The sequence below is a fragment of the Paenibacillus wynnii genome, from assembly GCF_030812855.1.
GTDB lineage: Bacteria > Bacillota > Bacilli > Paenibacillales > Paenibacillaceae > Paenibacillus_AQ > Paenibacillus_AQ wynnii_A.
This window is the reverse complement of record NZ_JAUSTK010000014.1, coordinates 14,138-34,195: the sequence shown is the minus strand read 5'-3', so window position 1 is coordinate 34,195 and position 20,058 is coordinate 14,138. Positions and strand designations below refer to the sequence as shown.

At 46.1% G+C, this 20,058-nt stretch carries 19 protein-coding genes and 1 pseudogene; 8 read left to right on the top strand and 12 right to left on the bottom strand.

Annotation, left to right across the window (positions count from 1 at the left end; all coding sequences use genetic code 11):
• The first annotated feature begins 16 nt into the window (after positions 1–16).
• From nikB to J2T20_RS14745, 5 genes are all read left to right on the top strand, one after another.
• Positions 17–961, top strand: a complete 945-nt coding sequence (gene nikB, locus J2T20_RS14765) for a nickel ABC transporter permease subunit NikB (protein ID WP_307589559.1) — start codon at positions 17–19, stop codon at positions 959–961.
• On the top strand, positions 958–1,800 hold the full coding sequence (gene nikC / locus J2T20_RS14760) for a nickel ABC transporter permease subunit NikC (RefSeq protein ID WP_307589557.1): 843 nt from the start codon (positions 958–960) through the stop codon (positions 1,798–1,800). The genes nikB and nikC overlap by 4 nt, the downstream gene beginning before the upstream one ends.
• The gene (nikD, locus tag J2T20_RS14755; RefSeq protein ID WP_373457806.1) at positions 1,797–2,642 is read left to right on the top strand and encodes a nickel import ATP-binding protein NikD; all 846 of its coding nucleotides are present in this window, start codon (positions 1,797–1,799) and stop codon (positions 2,640–2,642) included. Before nikC ends, nikD begins: the two co-directional genes overlap by 4 nt.
• Before the next feature lie 15 nt (positions 2,643–2,657).
• Positions 2,658–3,464 (top strand): nickel import ATP-binding protein NikE, encoded by an 807-nt coding sequence (nikE, locus tag J2T20_RS14750; RefSeq protein WP_307589555.1) that lies wholly within the window; start codon positions 2,658–2,660, stop codon positions 3,462–3,464.
• Between the two features lie 91 nt (positions 3,465–3,555).
• Complete coding sequence (locus J2T20_RS14745; protein ID WP_307589553.1) at positions 3,556–4,842, top strand: glycoside hydrolase family 18 protein; 1,287 nt, start codon at positions 3,556–3,558, stop codon at positions 4,840–4,842.
• 165 nt (positions 4,843–5,007) lie between these two features.
• Here J2T20_RS14745 and putP read toward each other — a convergent pair whose 3' ends face one another.
• The 11 genes from putP to udk form a co-directional block, all read right to left on the bottom strand.
• Positions 5,008–6,459 (bottom strand): sodium/proline symporter PutP, encoded by a 1,452-nt coding sequence (putP, locus tag J2T20_RS14740; RefSeq protein WP_307589552.1) that lies wholly within the window; start codon positions 6,457–6,459, stop codon positions 5,008–5,010.
• 533 nt (positions 6,460–6,992) lie between these two features.
• Entirely contained in the window at positions 6,993–8,852 is a 1,860-nt protein-coding gene (locus J2T20_RS14735; protein ID WP_307589550.1) for an ABC transporter ATP-binding protein, read from the bottom strand.
• A 21-nt stretch (positions 8,853–8,873) separates the two neighbouring features.
• On the bottom strand, positions 8,874–9,350 hold the full coding sequence (locus J2T20_RS14730) for a signal peptidase I (RefSeq protein WP_307589548.1): 477 nt from the start codon (positions 9,348–9,350) through the stop codon (positions 8,874–8,876).
• Entirely contained in the window at positions 9,340–9,621 is a 282-nt protein-coding gene (locus J2T20_RS14725) for a PqqD family protein (protein ID WP_307589547.1), read from the bottom strand. The genes J2T20_RS14730 and J2T20_RS14725 overlap by 11 nt, the downstream gene beginning before the upstream one ends.
• Positions 9,618–10,424, bottom strand: coding sequence for a hypothetical protein (locus J2T20_RS14720; protein ID WP_307589545.1), 807 nt, complete (start codon positions 10,422–10,424; stop codon positions 9,618–9,620). Before J2T20_RS14720 ends, J2T20_RS14725 begins: the two co-directional genes overlap by 4 nt.
• Positions 10,411–11,550, bottom strand: coding sequence for a nucleotidyltransferase domain-containing protein (locus tag J2T20_RS14715; RefSeq protein WP_307589544.1), 1,140 nt, complete (start codon positions 11,548–11,550; stop codon positions 10,411–10,413). The genes J2T20_RS14720 and J2T20_RS14715 overlap by 14 nt, the downstream gene beginning before the upstream one ends.
• A 50-nt stretch (positions 11,551–11,600) precedes the next feature.
• Positions 11,601–11,768: a hypothetical protein gene (locus tag J2T20_RS14710; RefSeq protein WP_307589542.1), complete on the bottom strand. Its 168-nt coding sequence runs from the start codon at positions 11,766–11,768 to the stop codon at positions 11,601–11,603.
• A gap of 223 nt (positions 11,769–11,991) precedes the next feature.
• Positions 11,992–12,348 carry a spore coat protein gene (locus J2T20_RS14705; RefSeq protein ID WP_307589541.1) on the bottom strand — a complete coding sequence of 119 codons (357 nt, stop codon included), beginning with the start codon at positions 12,346–12,348 and terminating at the stop codon, positions 11,992–11,994.
• Positions 12,349–12,367: 19 nt separating this feature from the next.
• The gene (locus tag J2T20_RS14700; protein WP_307589539.1) at positions 12,368–12,652 is read right to left on the bottom strand and encodes a hypothetical protein; all 285 of its coding nucleotides are present in this window, start codon (positions 12,650–12,652) and stop codon (positions 12,368–12,370) included.
• A 168-nt stretch (positions 12,653–12,820) separates the two neighbouring features.
• Positions 12,821–13,051 (bottom strand): small acid-soluble spore protein Tlp, encoded by a 231-nt coding sequence (tlp, locus tag J2T20_RS14695; RefSeq protein WP_307589537.1) that lies wholly within the window; start codon positions 13,049–13,051, stop codon positions 12,821–12,823.
• 164 nt (positions 13,052–13,215) lie between these two features.
• Positions 13,216–13,851, bottom strand: a complete 636-nt coding sequence (gene udk / locus J2T20_RS14690; protein ID WP_036651124.1) for a uridine kinase — start codon at positions 13,849–13,851, stop codon at positions 13,216–13,218.
• A 225-nt stretch (positions 13,852–14,076) separates the two neighbouring features.
• Here udk and J2T20_RS14685 point away from each other — a divergent pair, with 225 nt between their 5' ends.
• On the top strand, positions 14,077–15,174 hold the full coding sequence (locus J2T20_RS14685; protein ID WP_307589535.1) for a threonine aldolase family protein: 1,098 nt from the start codon (positions 14,077–14,079) through the stop codon (positions 15,172–15,174).
• A gap of 162 nt (positions 15,175–15,336) precedes the next feature.
• Here the strand turns inward: J2T20_RS14685 and tnpB are convergent.
• Positions 15,337–16,418: pseudogene (gene tnpB, locus J2T20_RS14680) on the bottom strand (IS200/IS605 family element RNA-guided endonuclease TnpB).
• 346 nt (positions 16,419–16,764) lie between these two features.
• Between tnpB and J2T20_RS14675 the strand changes: the two are divergent.
• Positions 16,765–18,090, top strand: a complete 1,326-nt coding sequence (locus J2T20_RS14675) for a sugar ABC transporter substrate-binding protein (RefSeq protein ID WP_307589533.1) — start codon at positions 16,765–16,767, stop codon at positions 18,088–18,090.
• Positions 18,091–18,268: 178 nt separating this feature from the next.
• Entirely contained in the window at positions 18,269–20,056 is a 1,788-nt protein-coding gene (locus J2T20_RS14670) for a cache domain-containing sensor histidine kinase (RefSeq protein ID WP_307589531.1), read from the top strand.
• Positions 20,057–20,058: the final 2 nt, after the last annotated feature.

The window sequence follows — 20,058 nt, the reverse complement described above, 5'->3', positions numbered from 1 at the left end:
GGGTAGGGAGGATTTTATGATCAGCTACATTGGGAAACGGCTCCTTGCCATCATTCCCATCTTTATTTTTGCTACACTACTTTCTTTCATTATGATAAATCTCTCACCCGTAGATCCAGCTGAAGCTTACTTAACTGCAGCCAATATTCGCCTGACAGAAGAGGTGTTGGCTGAGGTAAGGCATGAATTCGGCCTGGATCAGCCGTTATATGTTCAATATGTTCAATCCCTTATAAAGATGTGCCGGTTTGATTTCGGCACATCTTATGTTACAAAGGAGCCCGTTTGGCAGGAGGTCGCGCATCGGCTGCCCGCAACGCTCCAACTCTCCTTTAGCAGCTTATTTCTAGTCATACTTATCAGCGTACCTATTGGATTTTTGTCAGCGGTTTATAAAAATAGTGTGTTTGATCATTTCAGTCGGTTACTTGCCTTTTTGGGTGCTTCCATCCCGCAGTTTTGGCTTGGGTACTTGTTGATCTTTTTCTTATCAGTCAAGCTGGATTTGTTTCCTGTGCAAGGAAGAGGTACGTGGCTGCATCTGGTTCTTCCTTCATTTACGCTGGCTCTGGGACTGATTGCTGTCTATACCCGCTTATTGCGTACCAGTATTCTTGAACAAATGCAGGAGCCCTATGTGTTATACGCCAGAACCAGGGGCATTAAAGAGAAGATTATTATGGGCAAGCATATATTAAAAATCGCAATTTCACCGATGATTACCGGTTTGGGCATGAATATGGGTAAATTGTTCGCAGGAACGATCATTGTAGAAGAGGTGTTCTCTTGGCCGGGGTTCGGACGTTATTTTATAGAAGCGATCTTTAACAGGGATATACCCGTTATTCAATGTTATGTGTTCCTTGTAGCTTGTATATTTATTGTATGTAACCTGATCGTGGATCTTCTGCAAATGGTTATAGACCCGCGGATTTCCCGGAAAGGAAGTATAAGTCCATGATCGCAACTATACGGACCACCTTAAGGAGCCGCAAGATCGTCATGAGTTGCCTGGGTCTTTTGCTGGTCTTTTTCTTTCTGGCAATATTGGCCCCATGGATAGCTCCACATGACCCTATTCTGGTGAACCTGGCACTTAAGCTGCAACCTCCTTCGCTAAGCTATCCTTTAGGTACCGACCACTTGGGACGCTGTACTCTATCCCGACTTTTATACGGCTCCCGCGTTTCCTTGGGCTTTGCCTCCCTTATCCTCATCTCCTCTTTAGGGATCGGCTTAATTGTCGGATCGATTGCTGGCTATAAAGGCGGCATCGTTGATCTCCTTCTGATGCGGTTCTGCGATGGGGTAATGTCATTTCCGAACCTTGTGCTTATTCTTGGATTGATTGGGATATTTGGTCCTGGACTGATGCAGGCTGTCTTAGCTATCATGCTGGTGCAGTGGGTGTATTATGCCCGGATGTTCCGAGGTATGGTAGTAAGCCTGAAGGAACGAAATTTCATTATCGCGGCTCATATAAGTGGATCCTCACCTTGGAAGATCATCAGGAAACATATTATTCCTAATGTACTTCCCCCGATTGTGGTCATGGGAACCCTAGAAATGGGCTGGGCGATTATGGATATATCCGCGCTCTCGTTCCTAGGTCTTGGTATTCAACCGCCGGCACCGGAGTGGGGAGCCATGATTCATGAGGGGAAATCGTATATTCGAAGCAATCCGGAATTAATGTTATATCCGGGTATCATGATTTTGCTAGTTGTAGTTTCGTTCAATATATTAGGAGAAGCCTTGTCGGATCGTTATGGGGTTAAGCGACGGGTTACAAAGGAATGAGTCCATTGAGTCCAGGAGCAGAGCGTGTATTAGAGGTAAGCGGCTTGAACGTTACGGTGAAGACAGCGGAAGGAAGGCTTCCGATCATCAGCAATATCGGGTTCGAGCTGAAGCGTGGCCGTGTACTTGGTCTTGTCGGGGAAAGCGGTAGCGGAAAATCAGTTACTTGCCTGTCCATTTTACAGCTACTAGACCCGACAACAACTTGTATGGAAGGCAGCATCTGCTTGCAGGGGCGTGAACTGAATGGGCTTAAGAAGGAGGAGGTTCGGCGTATTCGCGGCAAGGAGATTGCCCTCATTATGCAAAACCCGATGAATGCGTTCTCTCCTTTGTTCACGATCGGCGATCAATTCATCGAAACGATCCGCACGCATACTTTGCTTACTAAAAAACAAGCGATAGAGCTGGCGCTCAACTCTTTGCAAGAAGTGAATTTGCCCGATGCCTTCGAGCTTATGCGGAAGTATCCATTTCAACTGAGCGGCGGAATGTTACAGCGGGTTATGATCGCCTTTGCGATGTGCCTGCGACCCGCGGTACTAATAGCAGACGAGCCTACTACATCGCTGGACATGAATAATCAAATGCAGGTGCTGTGCCTGCTTAGGCGCATTTGTACAGAATACGGTACATCCATTCTATTAATCTCTCATGATTTAGGGGTCATTGCGGAAATGGCTGACGATGTTGCCGTTATGCAGCATGGACGGATTGTAGAGAAAGCGGAGGTCTGTGAGCTATTTGATCATCCGCAGCATGTGTATACCAAAGAATTGCTTGATGCCAGAATTCAGATAGGGAACAACCAACCATCCAAAAGTTTGATGCGAGCTCAATAAATAGGGGGTGATAAAGTGGGGTTGCTGCTGGTGGAGAACATCACTCATAGTTATAACCCATCCCATTTGTTCTTTAAAAATAAGCAGTCGGCAGCTGTACTTTCCGACATTACTCTTTCTATTGAAGAGGGCCAATGTTTAGGCCTTCTCGGAACAAGCGGTGCAGGGAAAAGCACATTAGGTAAGGTGATTTTGGGATTGGAAAAGCCGCAGAAGGGGCAGGTCATATTCCAGGGCATCGATCTGTACGATGCGGATAAGTCTACTCGCAGAAGTATTCGCCGAGATCTTCAAGTCGTATTTCAAGACTGCTATTCTTCCGTAAATCCGCGAATGAATGCGGAGCAAATTATCGGAGAGCCATTGCAAAACTATGAAACCCTTTCCCTGAAAGAGCATTACCGGACCATCGGAGAGCTGTTGGAGACCGTGGGGTTGAAAGCGGACGATAGACATAAGTATCCTCATCAATTTAGCGGTGGGCAGCTGCAAAGAATCAATATTGCCAGAGCAATTGCCTTAAAACCGAAGCTGATCGTATTGGATGAGGCAGTAAGCAGTTTGGATATGGTAAATCAAACGAAGATTTTGTGCCTGCTGAACGAACTGAAGTCGTCATTTGGCCTCTCCTACCTTTTTATAACGCATGACATCAAAGCTGCCTACTCTGTTTCTGATACACTGGCCGTTATGGAGAAAGGGGAGGTGGCCGTACTATGCGAAGATAAATCGCAGTTTTTTCAATTGGAGCATCCCAGTGTGAGGAAAATGGTTGAGTCGGTTCTATCGGAGCATCCGCGCTATCGGTCTATACCCAAATAAACTAACATATCCCAGCGTAGCATACCCTCCAATTCACCCGAATAAAATAAGGCATATTCGTTTGTTCATGGACGGATGAGGAGGAGGGGTTATGCAAATTCACGTTGTGCAACCGGGGCAATCTCTATATGGGATTGCCAATGCCTATGGTGTACCCATGGATGATATTACCGAGGCCAATCAACTGTCCGCCCCAAGCCAGTTAGTGGTTGGACAAACGATGGTTATACCGATTACCGGTATGTATTATTGGGTTGTATCGGGGGACAGCTTGTATAGTATCGCACAAAGGTTCGGGATGACCGTCAACACACTTGCAGAAATCAATCAGCTTCCCGTGGATCAGCCTTTACGGATTGGACTTCGATTGTATATCCCGCCAAAGCCGAAGCGAAATGCAGAGATAAATGCCTACATAGAGCCAAGAGGGGAGGAAGTATCCCAAGGCTTAAGGAATGCTGCAGCGGAAGCAGCACCTAACCTCACTTATCTTGCTCCATTTAGCTTTCAAGTTCAGCGGGATGGCTCTCTAAAAGCACCGCCGTTAGATGATCTTGCTTCCATTGCAGCACAAAATCAGGTGATCCTGATGATGGTCTTGACCAATTTGGAAAACGCTCAATTCAGCTCAGAATTGGGGCGGATTATTTTAAATGATCAGGTAGTTCAAAATAGATTGTTGGAGAATATCATAGCCCAAGCAAAGAGATTGAATTTTAGAGACATTCATTTTGATTTTGAGTTTCTCCGGCCAGAAGATCGTGAAGCGTATAATGCATTCCTGCGAAAAGCTGCGGCTCGAATTCACCAGGAAGGCTTTCTATTGTCCACCGCCCTGGCACCCAAAACAAGTGCAACCCAAACCGGGCCGTGGTATACAGCCCATGATTATAAAGTGCATGGTCAAGTTGCCGATTTTGTGGTCATTATGACGTATGAATGGGGATATAGCGGGGGGCCTCCGATGCCAGTCTCTCCAATAGGCCCTGTCCGCAAAGTGTTGGAGTATGCCATAAGCGAAATGCCTGCAGCAAAAATCATGATGGGACAAAATTTATATGGCTATGATTGGACCTTGCCTTATGTAGCAGGTGGGGCTTATGCCCGAGCCCTTAGTCCGCAAGCGGCCATTGATTTAGCAAGAAATAGAAATGCAGCGATCCAGTATGATTATAACGCTCAAGCTCCAAATTTCAGTTATATAGATGATTCAGGTAAATCTCATAAGGTATGGTTTGAAGATGCCAGGTCCATCCAAGCCAAATTTAATCTGATTAAAGAGTTGGGGCTTCGAGGCATCAGCTACTGGAAGCTGGGACTCCCTTTTCCACAAAATTGGCTGCTTATTCAGGAAAACTTTAATGTGGTAAAAAGATAATTAAGGCACTCATTGATATAAAAAATGGATCCCTCATTAAATGTAGGGATCCATTTTTAAATATAAGAAAGTATAAGTTTTCAGTATACTTTCTTATATTTCTACGAGAAACGGATACCGATCACATTGGGGATGGCGAAGCCGTTTCTTCTTGTATGGATAAAATTATAGAGATTGACGATACTCCTGAAAGGTATCCAGCATCCCGGCTGTAGGTTTCTGGGTCATGAGACTCGTGACGATAATGGCCAGAGTTCCGACAATAAACCCAGGGATCATCTCATACAACACATCACTGAGACCGAAGGTATTCCATCCGATAACGGTGACTGATCCGGCGATCAAACCGGCCAGTGCTCCCCACTTATTCATTCGTTTCCATAATAAGCTGAGCAGGACTACCGGACCAAAGGCAGAGCCGAAACCCGCCCAGGCATAACCCACTAAGGATAGAATCGTCTCATTCCGGGAGTAAGCTAAGGCTGTTGCAACTACGGCCACGGTTAGAACGGACAGACGTCCCGCAATAATCAATTCCCGTTCAGAGGCGGAGCGGCGGAAGAATGCTTTGTACAAATCACCTGTAAGCGAACTGGAGGTTACCAGCAACTGAGAGGAAATGGTGCTCATTACTGCTGATAAAATAGCAGCCATCAGCAGACCGCCGATAAGCGGGTGGAATAACAGCTTGCTAAGCTCCAGAAGAACCGTTTCAGGATCTTTTAATGAAATATTGTTTTTATCCATGTAGGCAATGGCAATAAGACCTGAGAACATGGCACCGCAGATTGAGAAAATCATCCAGCCCATGCCAATGCGGCGGGCTTTCTTCATCTCCTTCACAGAAGAAATCGCCATAAAGCGTATAATAATGTGAGGCTGGCCAAAATAGCCTAGACCCCATGCAAACAGCGAGACAATTCCAAGGAATGTTGTACCCTTGAATAAATCTAAAAGGCTAGGATCCACCTGCTGAATCCGGTCAATCGTTACCGGAAGACTTCCCGTGTTGGCCAGTATGACTACGGGGATAATGATCAAAGCTAGAAACATAATGGTACCTTGCACGGAGTCTGTCCAGCTTACGGCCAGAAATCCGCCGAATAAGGTATATGCGACAACGACTCCTGTAATGATCCACAAGCCTGTGTTATATTCAAACCCAAGCACATTATTGAACAAGACAGCACCCGATACTATTCCTGACGAAACATAAAAGGTGAAAAACACAAGAATGACTATTCCTGATACCAACCGCAGAATATTAGAGCGGTCCTCAAAACGATTCTGGAAAAATTCAGGAATGGTCATAGCATTACCGGCAACCTCGGTAAATACCCTCAAACGCGGTGCTACATAAAGCCAGTTGGCATAAGCCCCGATGGTAAGTCCAATTACAATCCAGGAAGCGCTAAGTCCCTGAGCAAACATGGCTCCCGGAAGACCGAGCAGCAGCCATCCACTCATGTCCGAAGCTCCTGCACTTAGTGCGGTAACAACGGGCCCAAGACTTCTGCCGCCAAGCATGAAGTCGGATAAGCTGGAGGTGCGTTTGTAACCAAAGTATCCAATGACCAGCATACCGAGCATGTAGATAACGATGCTTATTACAATCAACGATAATGCCCCTTTCAATCAGCCAAAGCTGTATAATTATTTATTTTTACCGTTATTTATTATATAAGGACGTCCTTGTTTTGCCTATGATTTATTGTAGGTTACCAGGAAAAGGAGACAAGCCTTAAGCAGTTCAAAGAGTTCTTAGCGGCTAAAAAATAAGAGTGTAATAAAAAGGGCTCAAAACAAGAATGGCCCTCGGATAGTGGAATTGGCTAAATGAGATGTAAAAGTGCAATTAAATCGTCCTCGGATGGGGATTTCCACCGAATGAAATGTAAAAGTACAATTGAATGGCCCTTAAGTGGTGGATTCGGCTAAATGAGATGTAAAAGTGCAATTGAATCGCCCTCGGGTGGGGAATTCCGGCAAATAAGATGTAAAAGTGCAATTAGATGCCCTCTACTGTTAGAATTGGCTACATAGTCAAGCGCTGATTTTGAGGTTGATCCATAGAAAGAGCAGTAACACAGAATTCAGTGTTACTGCTCTTTGTCAGTTCACATATTGGGATGATTCTATTCCCTAGTTCGTTAAAAGGGTATCAGAGATCCTTCAGCCAACTGAAGGTCATCGGACTGCAGCCGATACATTCGTGCATAGAGGCCATTACGGCGAAGCAGCTCGTCATGCCGCCCTTGTTCCACAATCTGTCCCTGATTGAGGACCAGAATCGTATCCGCGTGGCGGATCGTTGAGAGGCGGTGGGCGATGACCAGAGTCGTCCGTCCCTCCATGAGTCGGCGAAGGGCACCTCGGATGAGGAACTCGGCTTCGCTGTCCAATGAAGATGTAGCCTCGTCTAACAGCAGGATGGGTGAATCCTTCAGTATGGCTCTGGCAATGGCGATCCGCTGGCGTTGTCCACCTGAGAGGCTGGACCCATTCTCTCCAACGTCCGTATCGTAGCCCTTCGGCAGACTGGTGATGAACGGATCGGCGTTGGCAGATTCAGCCGCTGCGACGATGTCAGCGTAGGATGCATTCAGGCTGCCCAAAGCGATATTGTCGCGAATCGTTCCCTCGAACAGATGCGTCTCCTGAGGAACATAAGCGAACAGTGTTTGGGCCTCGGGGCGTTCCATAAGAGTGAGATCGCGCCCCTGGATGAATATACGTCCCGATTTCGGCTGTTGGAACCCGTGAGTTAAATGGAACAGCGTTGTTTTGCCGGCACCGCTTGGACCGACCAGCGCAACAGTATGACCGGAGGGTACTGAAAAGCTGATGTCGCGGAGCACATTATCGTCTCCATCATGATAGGAGAAGGAGACGTTATCGAACTCAATCATTCCAGTATGCCGCCGGATACTTACTGTCTCCGATGCGTTCGATAGGGATGCCGGGGCTGACTTGTCATTTCCGGCAAGCAGAGGCTCATCCATCGGCTGGTCCATAAGGGTCCAGAGGCGGTCAGCAGCAATCAACGAACGTTGCAGTCCGCCAAGCTGGCTGGCCAGACCGGAGAAGGGGGAGACCAGAACCTGCATTAGGCTGACAAACGCAAGCAGAGAGCCGACCGTAAGGGAACCATTGGCTACAAGGAACGATCCGGCACCGATACATACGAGGAAGGAGGACGTACCGATGAGGGCCGAGCCTGCGTACAATCCGCCTTGGAGGCGCGCTTCCCGGTCTTCATATCCGATAATTTGTTCGCCATAGTTATGCAGCTTCCCCTTCATATGACGTTCCAGTCCTATGCTTCGAATGACGGTATACCCGGATAAAGCATCCTGCAGAAAAGCATGCATTCTTCCATACAGTTCTCCTAGCGGCTTGTTGTTCTGCCGTACCTTTAAACTGAACACTCCGCCAGCCAGCCCGGCGGCGGGAGCAAGGAGCAGACAGACCAGAGAAAGCCTCCAATCGATATAGAGCAAATATACAAATGTCGCGGCAATGCTGATCGGCATAATCAATAAATGGAGCAGGTAGCTGCCGGCAGCCCCGCAGGTCTGCTGGACATCGCGGGTCACTCTGGAGACAAGTTCACCTGTGTGCATCGTGCCGAAGAAGTTAAACTTTACTTCCATCAGCTTTGCGAAGACATCGTTCCTTAAGTCCAAGGCTATTCGGTTCACCGTACGGTTCTGCAGCAGAACCTGTACATACTGCAGTACTATATGTAACAGAGACACGGCAATTCCCAGCAGAAGTATCCGCTTAATTAGATCCGTGTCGCGATTCAAAGCGGCATCGGTTAAATGTTTGAGCATCCATGCCGAGAACAGTGTCATCCCCACATTGAACAGCAACGTCATAAAGAGCGCGGAATAAGCACGGCGATAATGCCAAAGGTAGGGGAACAAGCGTCCAAACGAACGGCGGCTTTCTTGTATTCCTGGAAGGGACTTCCCAAAGCCGGCTGTAATTCGAGAGAGGATGCGCATATAGGCTCCTTGCTCCGGCCCTTAAGGCCGGGTGGATAAATGATTCGACCGCCATCTATACCATCTGGCGACCCGATGAAGTATATAAGCGAAAGGGGGCATACCGATGATCAGTTTGCCCCACAGTCGACCGAACCCGTTATCCGGGGATAAAGTCAGCCACCTTTTGCGTATATGCGTTAGTTTGCCGATCACTTGCCCGGAAGGTACAGGTGGATCCGGAAGAAGGTTCGTATCTCCTTTGCAAATGATAAAGGCAGGGGCTTCATTGTGTTCTTTATCTACCTTGATAACCCGGTGACATACAAGGGCGCCTTCATCATTGATGAATAACAGGACATCCCCTGGTTTTACATGCGCCGGTTCGCATGAGCGAAAGAAGCAGGTATCTCTCTCCTGTATAAATGGAAACATACTTGTACCCGTTGATCGGAGCTCAATAAAACCCAGACGATCCATGGCCCGGGAGATTGCAGCACTATAATAATTAGCCTTCATAACGTTTATCGAGCAGGCCTGCTTCGTCCAGGGTACTAAGGTATCTCTTCAGATCCGCCTGCGCCTGCTCAAGGGTGATCTCATATTCCGAGGCAAGCCGTTCAGCCAATTCCCCAGGAGTCAGCTCCCGGTCCAGAAGCTCAATAATTCTCCCGCCTGTTTCATTCAGCCTTGTAACGATACAAAGGTCTGCGTCCAGCAGTATCCACTCACCATCCATTTGCGTTAAGTCCAGACCAGGCTTACGTTTTACTTTGTCGGATATGATCATGATATTTTCTCCCAGAATAAGTTATTTTTTTGAAAATACAGCTCGTGGAAAGCTACCTGCTCAGCTAGTATCTTCGTAAGCTTCATAATTTTCATTGTTTCTGCGGAATCGTAGGACCAATAGAAGACCTTGTCGAGAATACGGATAAAGGCTTCCCTGTCTGCAATCGCTTGGGTGTAGATCTGCTCGGATTGGTTCAGCAAATATATTCCCGCCAATGAACAGCTTCCGGGAGTTCTTTCGGATAACAGTTCACTTCGAAACGGGGAGTCGAATACTGAAACTCCGTCTGCTGTAATTCGAACAATGCTCGCTTCATCGGAGAGCAGCTGCCTTGGACTGGACAGGCGGGCGGCTGTTGATTTTCCAGCGCCGGAATGTCCTGAGAACAGGAAAGCTCTGCCCTGGTCGATCACACAGGAAGAGTGAATGAGCAGTCCCCAGCCGAGATGGACGATGTATAAGCTGTATAGGTGCATCATGGCATGCTTCAAGGCAAAGGAATTATACACAGTCAATTCGGCTTCTTTAAAAGAAGGATCAACCGTTATTACATAATCCGGACGGGTAAAGATTAGCAAGCCGTCTTCAGATTTATTCTTTTCAACATGAAAGCTCCCCTCAAACGGTGAGCCACCCTCATGGATATGAACATTCATTGCAGGCATTAGCGGATCGGCCCCGATTTCAACGGGATCAGTTCCGTCTATAGGGAAAAAGGCTTGTAGCCATTCCGCAATCCAAGGGACAGAAGTGTGTGTGAGCAAACGTTGCTCAGCGATAACCAGCTTAAGCTCCACCATTTGTTTTGACTCCTATCCTTTTAGTAAGAAACCTGAAAAGTCTGCCTATCCGCTGGCGGTATAACTTCATATAGATCAAGGCTTTAACGGAGGTTATATTCTGCTCTTGTCTAAGAGAATACACAGCAAGTGAAGGATAGGGCAGAATTAAATTCAGAACGAGCTTAACTCTGTACTTTCCGCGGTCTACCGTCCGCCAAGCGAATATGAAACAATGAACTGCATTTTCCACATGAATGGAATTGCGGATTGAACGGTTGTTCCAAGAGGCAAACTTCCCCATCTTAGGTGTGTAAGGCAGCGGTTTGACCGTATGAAGAGACGGAAAGAACTCATAGACGATAGCAAGAGCTTCTTGAACTCTTCTTAGAGTGAAGTCCTCCCGGGCTTGCTTAAATAATTCGGAATAATCCAATTCATCTCCGCGTGTAAACAACAGGTGCGCAATATCCAGTAAATGCTTGGCGGAGTCCATGCTGTGATTGGCGCCGTGTAGGCAAATTGTATAAAAAGTATGCCTGACCGACAGCTGTTTGATATATGTATAGGGGTGAAGAGAATGAGCTTCTGACCACAAGTTTTCGGTATTTAGGCTTGCGCTGCTGCTCTTGATTAGATTCCAATGAATTTCAATCATAGAGGGCAGGCTTGCTGATGTTCGCTGTTTATAGAAGACGCGGTGAAAATGGTCCGGATTAATGGGGTCTTCCAGATCATAGCCCATTTCGTGCACTAGAGCGATGGTTGCCTCTACATCTTCAGGTCGTACCAGAATATCGATATCGGAAGTGAAACGGGCACCCAAATGACCGAGATAGGTTTCGGCGAAAAGAGTTCCCTTTAAAGGTATAGCTCCAATCTTGGCAGCTTCCAGACGTTCAAATAGCAGCGAGCTTTCTTTTTTTAGCAGCAGATTGCGATACAAAGCTTCTTTACGCCCGGCCTGCAGCCGTTCCTGAAAAAACTGCGGCGTGCGTTCAAGTTGTCCGCTATCGTTAAGTAATTGATAAATTAGAGGGGAGAGACCCTGTAATTCGATGTAGGCGAGATCGTCCCGGTACATCGTCTCATCTGCTCTTGGTAATTCATTCATTATGTAGAGCTGTTGAAGAAAAGAATAAACCATGGGACACCCCGCCTTCATCTGAGTACTTTACCTATTATTTTCATGACGCTTTATTTATTACCCTTGCCTGGGTTGGTTCCCAAGTCAGGTCCGCCGCCATGATTGCCTTGACCGTTGTCGTTACCGTTATGCAAACCGTTGTTTCCAGAAATCTTCGTTTCAAAGACGATTTCTTGCTGCTCTAGAACTGCAGGAGCGATGTAGGTCTTTTTAGCCATATTTTCCACCTCCCTTCGTTATAAAGAACAGTATATAAACTACTATACAAATTTTTGACAAAGAAAAACAGAGCAAAATAAAATTAATGAAAGAATAGTTCTCTTTACCCGGATTAAACACATTCAAAACAAAATGATATTTTTTAAGGTCAAAATTTATGTATTTAAATGAGAAAGGCACCCACCTTTAGCGGTGGATGCCTTTCTCATTATAGTGAATGCATTAATGGATATTTGTACTGCTGTAAGGGAATTGCGTAGAGTAGTTGTCGAATTGCTTATAGGCTTGATCCAGCTTATTTTGTTCCTCGGCCTCGAGCTTATAATGGCCTTTCTGGAACATTAGCTCATACATCCCATATTGGCATTGGTGGGTCTCATTTAATACGGTCATGATGTCATCATGAAGGTCAGGATGGCTCGCTTCTCTGGCAGAGATGTTAAAGCTGTCGGTTAAGTATTTTTCCATAGCAAGAATGTCATTTACACGATCTCGGTCGTTCAACTCCGGACCCTTTACTTTAGGCTCAAAAGGAGGCTTTGGGTTTTTGATGACATTTTTATTTTCATTTGAACTCATAAAGTCAGGTCACTCCTTTCTATTGTTGCAGCTTTTTCTGCACGGTCTTCATTTCGCTTGTGTTGTCGTTTTGCAGGTGTTTTAACAACATCTCGTAATGACGCTGGTGCATTTGACCGGCCCGATCAATGGCGTGGCTGATATCAGAGTCTGAGCATTCGCGGGCAAAATGGTAGCATTTCTTCATAGCGATCAGTTGCCAAGATAACTGGTCCTTTAAATATAGCGTGTCTTTGGTGGTGATAACCTTAGGGGGTTGAGAGAAAATAGGCTGCTGCTGTTGTTCATCCTGCTGGTTTTGCATCAAATACCCTCCTTATCCGTGATGTGGTCAGGTTCATATCTTGCTTCCGATTCTGAGGATATATTCCGAAGAATATGTCAATCAACAAAATGAACCTATGAAGCGGCCCATTCCCGCTCTCCGGGACTAGACCGCTTTATAGGTTCAAATATAAGCTATACGATTTACCTATTCTTCAGAGCGTTGATGCGCTGCTTCGTCTTTAACTTCTTCGCGGAAAGCTTGGATGCTGACTCTGCGGCGGTCATTCTTTTCTTCGATTTGATTGCGTTCCCCGCTGCTGATTTCTGAGGAGAATTCGTTCAAATATTCTTCCCCTTCGCGAAGGTTCTCGATTGTATCCTGAATATGCTGCTGCAAATGTTCTACATTATCTGCCCGATTGTCCGGTTTAGCCATTAGTTGTCGCCCCCTGGGTCATGTAATGCGCTCACTGGAACGCTAAAAGGTAGTTTGATCGTTACTTAGGAATATTATGCATGTATACTGCTGTATTTCCACACAAAAACACCGTACTCTGCAGAATTGCTTCTGCGTAGTACGGTGCTTTATAATGCCAACGTTTAAACCTCGGCCCACTTTTGGTCGCCTGTCAGGTACTTTTCGGTCAATACAGTAAGCAGTTCAATCCCCACTGCATTTTGACCGCCTTCAGGAAGGATCAGATCGGCGTATTTCTTGGAAGGCTCGATGAATGCTTCGTGCATCGGTTTAACTGTGGTTAAATATTGATGGTGGATCGATTGAATCGTGCGGCCGCGTTCTTCGATATCCCGGAGTACCCGGCGAAGGATACGCACATCGGGATCCGTATCCACGAATACCTTGATGTCGAGCAGCGCCCGAAGGTTTTCGTCAGAAAGAACATGAAGTCCTTCGAGAATGACGATATTATTCGCTTCTAAATTCACCGAATCAACAGTAGAACGGGCATGAATTGTGAAGTCATATACCGGAGCCTGAGCGGGTTTGCCTTCTTTTAGACATTTGAGGTGCTCAATTAATAGCTCGTTATCAAAGGCAAAGGGGTGATCATAATTGATGGATCCCCGTTCAGCCATACTAAGATGAGAATGATCCTTATAATAGTTATCCTGAGATATAAAAGTCACCTTACTCGATCCAAGACGATCAATGACGGAACGGGCAACTGTAGTTTTTCCGGAACCGGTGCCACCGGCGATACCAATAATGAGCATGGTGTTTCAATAACCCTCCCTAATGACTGCTTTTGCAATTCCAATATTGTAGCATAGCCTGTACACTTTTACACCGTCAGCTAGGCAACGAAGCATAATATTTTTTGAAATTCGTCAATATTCGGAATAATAACGTTAAGGTGAACCTCTAATCTCCATATTGTGGATTATGATATACTTTTTATAGGTATAAACATGGGTATTAGGAGAGGGGCAATAGGCTGAATGAACGAATATCAATTGCTGGTTGAGGCATTTAATCGAACTACCTATCCATTATCGGGTCATGGAAAAAGAAACATTCAAGTATTAAAGGAAGCTTTTGAGGATGCGGATGAAAATATGGATAGTGATATATATGGTGCGGGGGAGCTGATTGAGGGATTCCAAGGGGAAATGGCTGAGTTTTTGGGTAAAGAAAGTGCTGTATTTTTTCCTAGCGGAACAATGGCACAGCAGATTGCTTTAAGAATATGGTGTGATCGAAAAGGCCTCAAAAAGGTCGCTTACCACCCCTTATGCCATTTGGAAATCCATGAACAGGATGGCTTGAAAGAACTGCATCATCTCGAACCTGTTTTACTTGCCGATAAGAATCGCCTGATTTATTTAGAGGACGTCATGAACATGGATAAAGATATTGCTTGTTTATTGCTCGAATTACCTCAGCGTGAGATTGGTGGACAACTGCCTGAATACACAGAACTTGAAGCGATCTCGGCTTATTGCCGTGAACAAGGGATCATGCTGCATTTGGACGGTGCGCGGCTCTTTGAAGTTCTGCCCTATTATGAGAAGACCGCTGCGGAAATCTGTGCGCTGTTTGATAGCGTGTATGTATCCTTTTATAAAGGGATCGGCGGGATTGCAGGGGCTATTCTTGCGGGCAGCGAAGATTTCACACAGGAATCAAAGATTTGGAAAAGGCGGCATGGCGGAGATTTAATCAGCTTGTATCCTTATATAACTGCTGCTGATTACTATTTCAAACAGAGAGTACATAAAATGGGGCAGTACTATAAAGAGGCCAAGGAGCTTGCTGGTTTCTTTAATCAGTGTGAGGCGGTATCCACCTTGCCTGTAGAACCGGTATCGAATATGTTCCATGTTCATTTTGAAATGCCGAAAGAGAAGCTTGCCCCTATTTTGATAGCCATATACGAGTCCACGGGGATTGGTTTGGCACAGGTGTTGAGAGAAATCGAGGGGACATCGTCCTGTTATTATGAGGTGAGTATCGGGGACCGGTATGCAGGAGTGCCTAAAGAGAAGATACGCGAAGCCTTTGATATGCTGGATAAAAAGATGAGAGAAGTCCGCTAAGCTTGATTATCGTAAATATCTTGAACACTCCCGCCACCTGTAGAGGTGGAGGATTCTTGGGTAGTTGCTTCCAATGAAGCAGAGTTATGATAATTCTATTTCCCAACATGGAAAATCGAATCCCAAGCGATCCCTGTGGTTCCCACAGTTGAGTGAATCCTGTTATTTAGACATTTGTTTGATGTTGTGTGCAGCATTCTCATCCCGATCATGAAGTGCATCACAACATGGACAGGTCCACTGCCGCACCGAAAGGTTTTTCACTTCTTGGTTGATGTAGCCGCACTCATGACACGTTTGGCTGGTGGGTGCGAAGGTGTCCGCAATCTTAACCGTCCGCCCGTACCAACTCGCCTTGTATGTAATTTGGCGTTCGAACTCGCTCCAGGACGCATCGGCAATAGATTTCGCCAGCTTATGATTTTTGAGCATATTGGCTACTCGAAGATTTTCAATGCTGATCGTTTGGTTTTCACGGATCAGCCTGGTCGTGAGTTGGTGCAAAAAATCCTGGCGACCGTTCGCAATCTTCTCGTGGATTTGGGCAACCTTCTGCTTGGCTTTTAACCAATTGGAGCCACCTTTCCTGCGACGAGCCATGCGGCGTTGCCAGAAGGCTAACTTCTTCTCGTAGTGGCGATACCACTTTGGGTTGGCCACTCGTAATCCATCGGAGCAGACCGCAAACTCCTTGAGTCCAAGGTCTATGCCAATCGCCTTGTTGTTACGCGGCAGGGGATGTATGTCAACTTCACAGACAATGGATGCAAAATACTTACCCGCCGCATTTCGTCGCACGGTGGCAGAAAGGATGCGTCCCTCTATGGCTCTGGAGTTGGCAAACCGAACCCAACCTAGCTTCGGGAGCTTAAGTTTGTTTTCTTTAATTGCAATGTTGCCGTTGGTCTGTTTCGTGGAGCCTGATTCTGTTTTTTAAAGAACCGATCAAAGCTATCTGCCACGTGTCGAACGGCGGATTGCAAGGCGATACTATCCACCGTTTTGAGCCAATCAAACTGCCCTTTGAGAGCAGGAAGTTGTGTGGCACAGGTGTTGTAGGATAAGCCTTTGCCTGTTGTCGCATAGGTATTGTTCCATAGTCCCAAGAAATGATTGAACACAAAACGGCAACAGCCAAACATCTGATGGATGAGTTGCTGTTGTTCCTTTGTCGGATATATTCGGTACTTATAGGCTTTATGGACACGTTTTTGTGTACCAAAATCTGGATCCGATGCCAGCATGCCACACACCTCCTTTCAAAAGGGTTATATGGATATATTAGCACATATGTTCGGTTTCTTAAACCGCCGATTCATCCCCAACCTATAGAGGTAGGAGTGTTCTTGGCTTTTATTGATAAAAAAGAAAGGCACCAACCAAGGTGTCTAGCTTGTCGAGAAACCCTGTCATTTAAATGACCCTGGGTTTCTCTTTTTGTTTTAGTAGATGTAAAATTAGACCCAGGGAACCTAGTAGATTGCCGAATATTTTAAAAGTACAAAGCAGAGGATAATGAATTTAATAAGAAAAATCGTTTGATATTATACAGATGTAAGGGCATCCAAAACAAGAAAGGGGAGGGCAATATTGAAAAGTAAAAGAAAAGTTGCCTTAAGCGTAATGTTAATTGCCGGCATGCTTGCCGGATGTGGAAATAAGGGAGGGGATACAGAGTCCGAAGCTAACCCGCCCGCACCAAAAGACGAGAAGGTCTCACTGACGTTCTGGAGAAATTCCGGTAACGATGCCGAGAACTCGGCCTACGATAAATTAGTGGCTTCCTTTAACGAGAGTCATCCTAACATTAAGGTAGAAATGAGCCCGATTCCATATGCCGATTATGATACGAAACTTAGAACATCTATTGCTTCGGGCAATCCGCCGGATATTATGGCAATCGACGGTCCTAACATGGCCTCATATGCTCAGGCTGGTGCACTGCAGCCGTTAACCGCCTTCTTTAAGAAGGACGGAAACCTGGAGGACATTCCTGAATCAACTATTGCAACGTATACTTACCAAAATGAGATTTACATGGCCCCGTTGACGGAATCTTCAATCGCGATGTTCTACAACAAAAAGTTGTTTGAAGCTAAAGGTATCGCCCTTCCTTCCAAAAATCCGGAGGAGCCTTGGACATGGGATCAGGTGCTTGACGCCGCCAAAAAAGTGAATGATCCGGATAACGGAGTCTACGGTATCGACCCTGCTCAGGGATTTGGCAATGCAGGGGGAACAGCATACTTCAAATATCCGATAATCTGGCAGTTCGGCGGCGAGATCATGAGCCCGGACGGAACGACATCCAAGGGCTATCTGGATAAGCCGGAAACCAAAAAGGCGCTCCAATTCTTTTCCGATCTTTATAACAAAGATAAGGTGTCCTCTTTGGAATATCCACCTGATCCGTTCCCTAACAGCCAACTGGCTATTACTATTGACGGCTCGTGGTCACTTGGTCACTATGCCGAGAAGTTTCCGAATTTCAAGCTGGGCGTAGATTATGATATTGCTCCGCTGCCTAAGGGTGTACAGCAGGCTGTGGCAAACGGAAGCTGGTCACTGGCTATATCGTCCAAGAGCAAGAATGCGGAAGCGGCCTGGCAGTTCGTTAATTGGGTAACAGGGGCCGAAGGGTCAAAGACTTATAGCTCCATCACCAAGGATATTCCTGCCCGCTACTCCGTAGCTAAGGAATTCCCGGAATTGAACGAATATCCTAAAAATATCTTTGTTGTTCAAAATCAAAAATTCGGCAGACCGCGTCCAATTACGCCGATCTTCCCGCAAATGTCCGAAGCAGTCAACAAAATGATTGAAGAAGTAACGATCAGTAAACGGAACATCGATGCTGCCGTATCCGACGCAATCAATAAAATTGATAAGGCTTACGAAAGTCTGCCACAGAAATAATATCTATGTTTTATAGAAGGAGACGTCCGGGTAACCGGCCGTCTCCTTCTGGATTTTTTTTGATTCTTATGCAGAATCTGATTTTTATTAGTCATTCCCTTCCGAGAAATTAACTACTATACTGGATTATAACTTTCCAATAGGAACTGGATTAAGGTTTAGGAGGGGCTAAGGTTCTATGTTCTACTCACTGCGCAGCCGGTTAATGCTGGTATTCTCGATACTGCTGATTGTTCCTTTTACCGCGGTGGTGTTTATTCTGAGTAAGGAATCAGAGATGCTGATTCAATCATCCATAGAGACATCTACATTACAAACGATTGATCAATTCGCATCGCATGCCGGGACGCTGCTGACGCAAATAGAGGATACCGGAAAGCAGGTGCTCAGCAGCCGGATTACACAGGACTGGATTACGACCGGCTTGAACGACGAGAGTTCGCCCGGGGAGCTTTATTATGCTAAGACGCAACTGCGCGGATTTTTCTCATCCTATGCAGTTAATAATTCCAATATCCTCTCAATTTCTACCTTCAGGTCTGAGAGCGGGGGGATCTGGACACAGGACCGAGGCTATCTAGATAGTAGCTGGTACAAGCAATACAGGGATTCTAATGTTCGGTGGACACAGGCGCATAGGGATTCGGATCAAAGCGACGACAGCATGCGGGTGGTTGATGTAAACAGTCTTGTTATTCCGCTTGTCCAGCTTCAGTCCTTAAGCAATGTCGGACTCATCAAGATTAATTATCCAACCAATTTACTGCGCGATGACATAGATAAGATCAGGTTCGGGGAAAGTGGGAAAGCCTTCTTACTGACTGAGGGCGGGCTTAGCGTGTTGAATCAGAACCTTGAGGGAAATGAAAAGGTGCTGAGTGAGGGAATTGCTTATGTAAAGGCGAATCTTGGCGGTCAAACCAGCGGGATATTTCCGCTTCGGCAAAAGGATAAGGAATACCTGCTGTTCTACCGCAAGCTTCCGGTTCAAAACTGGATAATCCTCGGAGAAGTTCCCAAAGCCGAATTGTACGCTACCATTACCCAAACCAAGGAAACCCTGTTGTATGCCAGCTTTGTGCTCCTGATAATTGTCATTAGCGTCGCACTGTGGCTGTCTACCGGGATCACAAAACCGCTCAGCGCTATGGCAAGGGCGATGAGACAAGTCAAATACGGACGGTTCGATCTAGCCTTGAAGGACATGCCGAAAACCAAAGTCAAAGCCAGTCATAGTGAGGTAGATTACGTAGCGAGTGTCTTCGAACAGATGACCCACCGATTGAAATATTTGATCGAAACTGAATTTGAAACGAATCTGCGACGGAAAAATGCCGAATACAAGGCGCTTCTGCTACAGATCAACCCTCACTTTTATAATAATACGCTTGAAATAATAAGTGGTCTGGCGGCGATGAAGAGGGAAGATCTGGTGATGGATGCAACGGAAGCGTTGGCCAAAATGATGAGATATTCGCTCAAACTGGACACCGATCTCGTTAGGGTCAGCGAGGAATTGGGATATATCCGTGATTATTTATTCATTCTCAAGCTGCGCCACGAGGACAATCTTATAGTCGATATTTCTCAAGACCCCGCAGCCGATTCTCTTCAGATCACCAAATTCATATTACAGCCGCTTGTAGAAAATGCAGTGAAGTATAGTTTGGAAAAAGGAGGCGCCGCCAAGATTTTTCTTTCTTCCAGCCTGCGGGGGGAGTGTCTTTTCTTAACGGTTCAGGATAACGGAATTGGCATGCCGCAAGAGCTGATCCAGAGCGTTCTTGCCGATACCGAGCTGAAAAGTGGTGTCGGAATTTTAAGTGACAAGGGAAATAGTATCGGTCTACGGAATGTTCTTTCCCGCTGCCGTTTGTACTATGGCGACCTGTTTGAAGTGGTGCTGGAATCGGAAGAAGGCGCAGGCACGGCTATTACGCTGAAGTTGCCGCTGATAAGGAGTTGAGG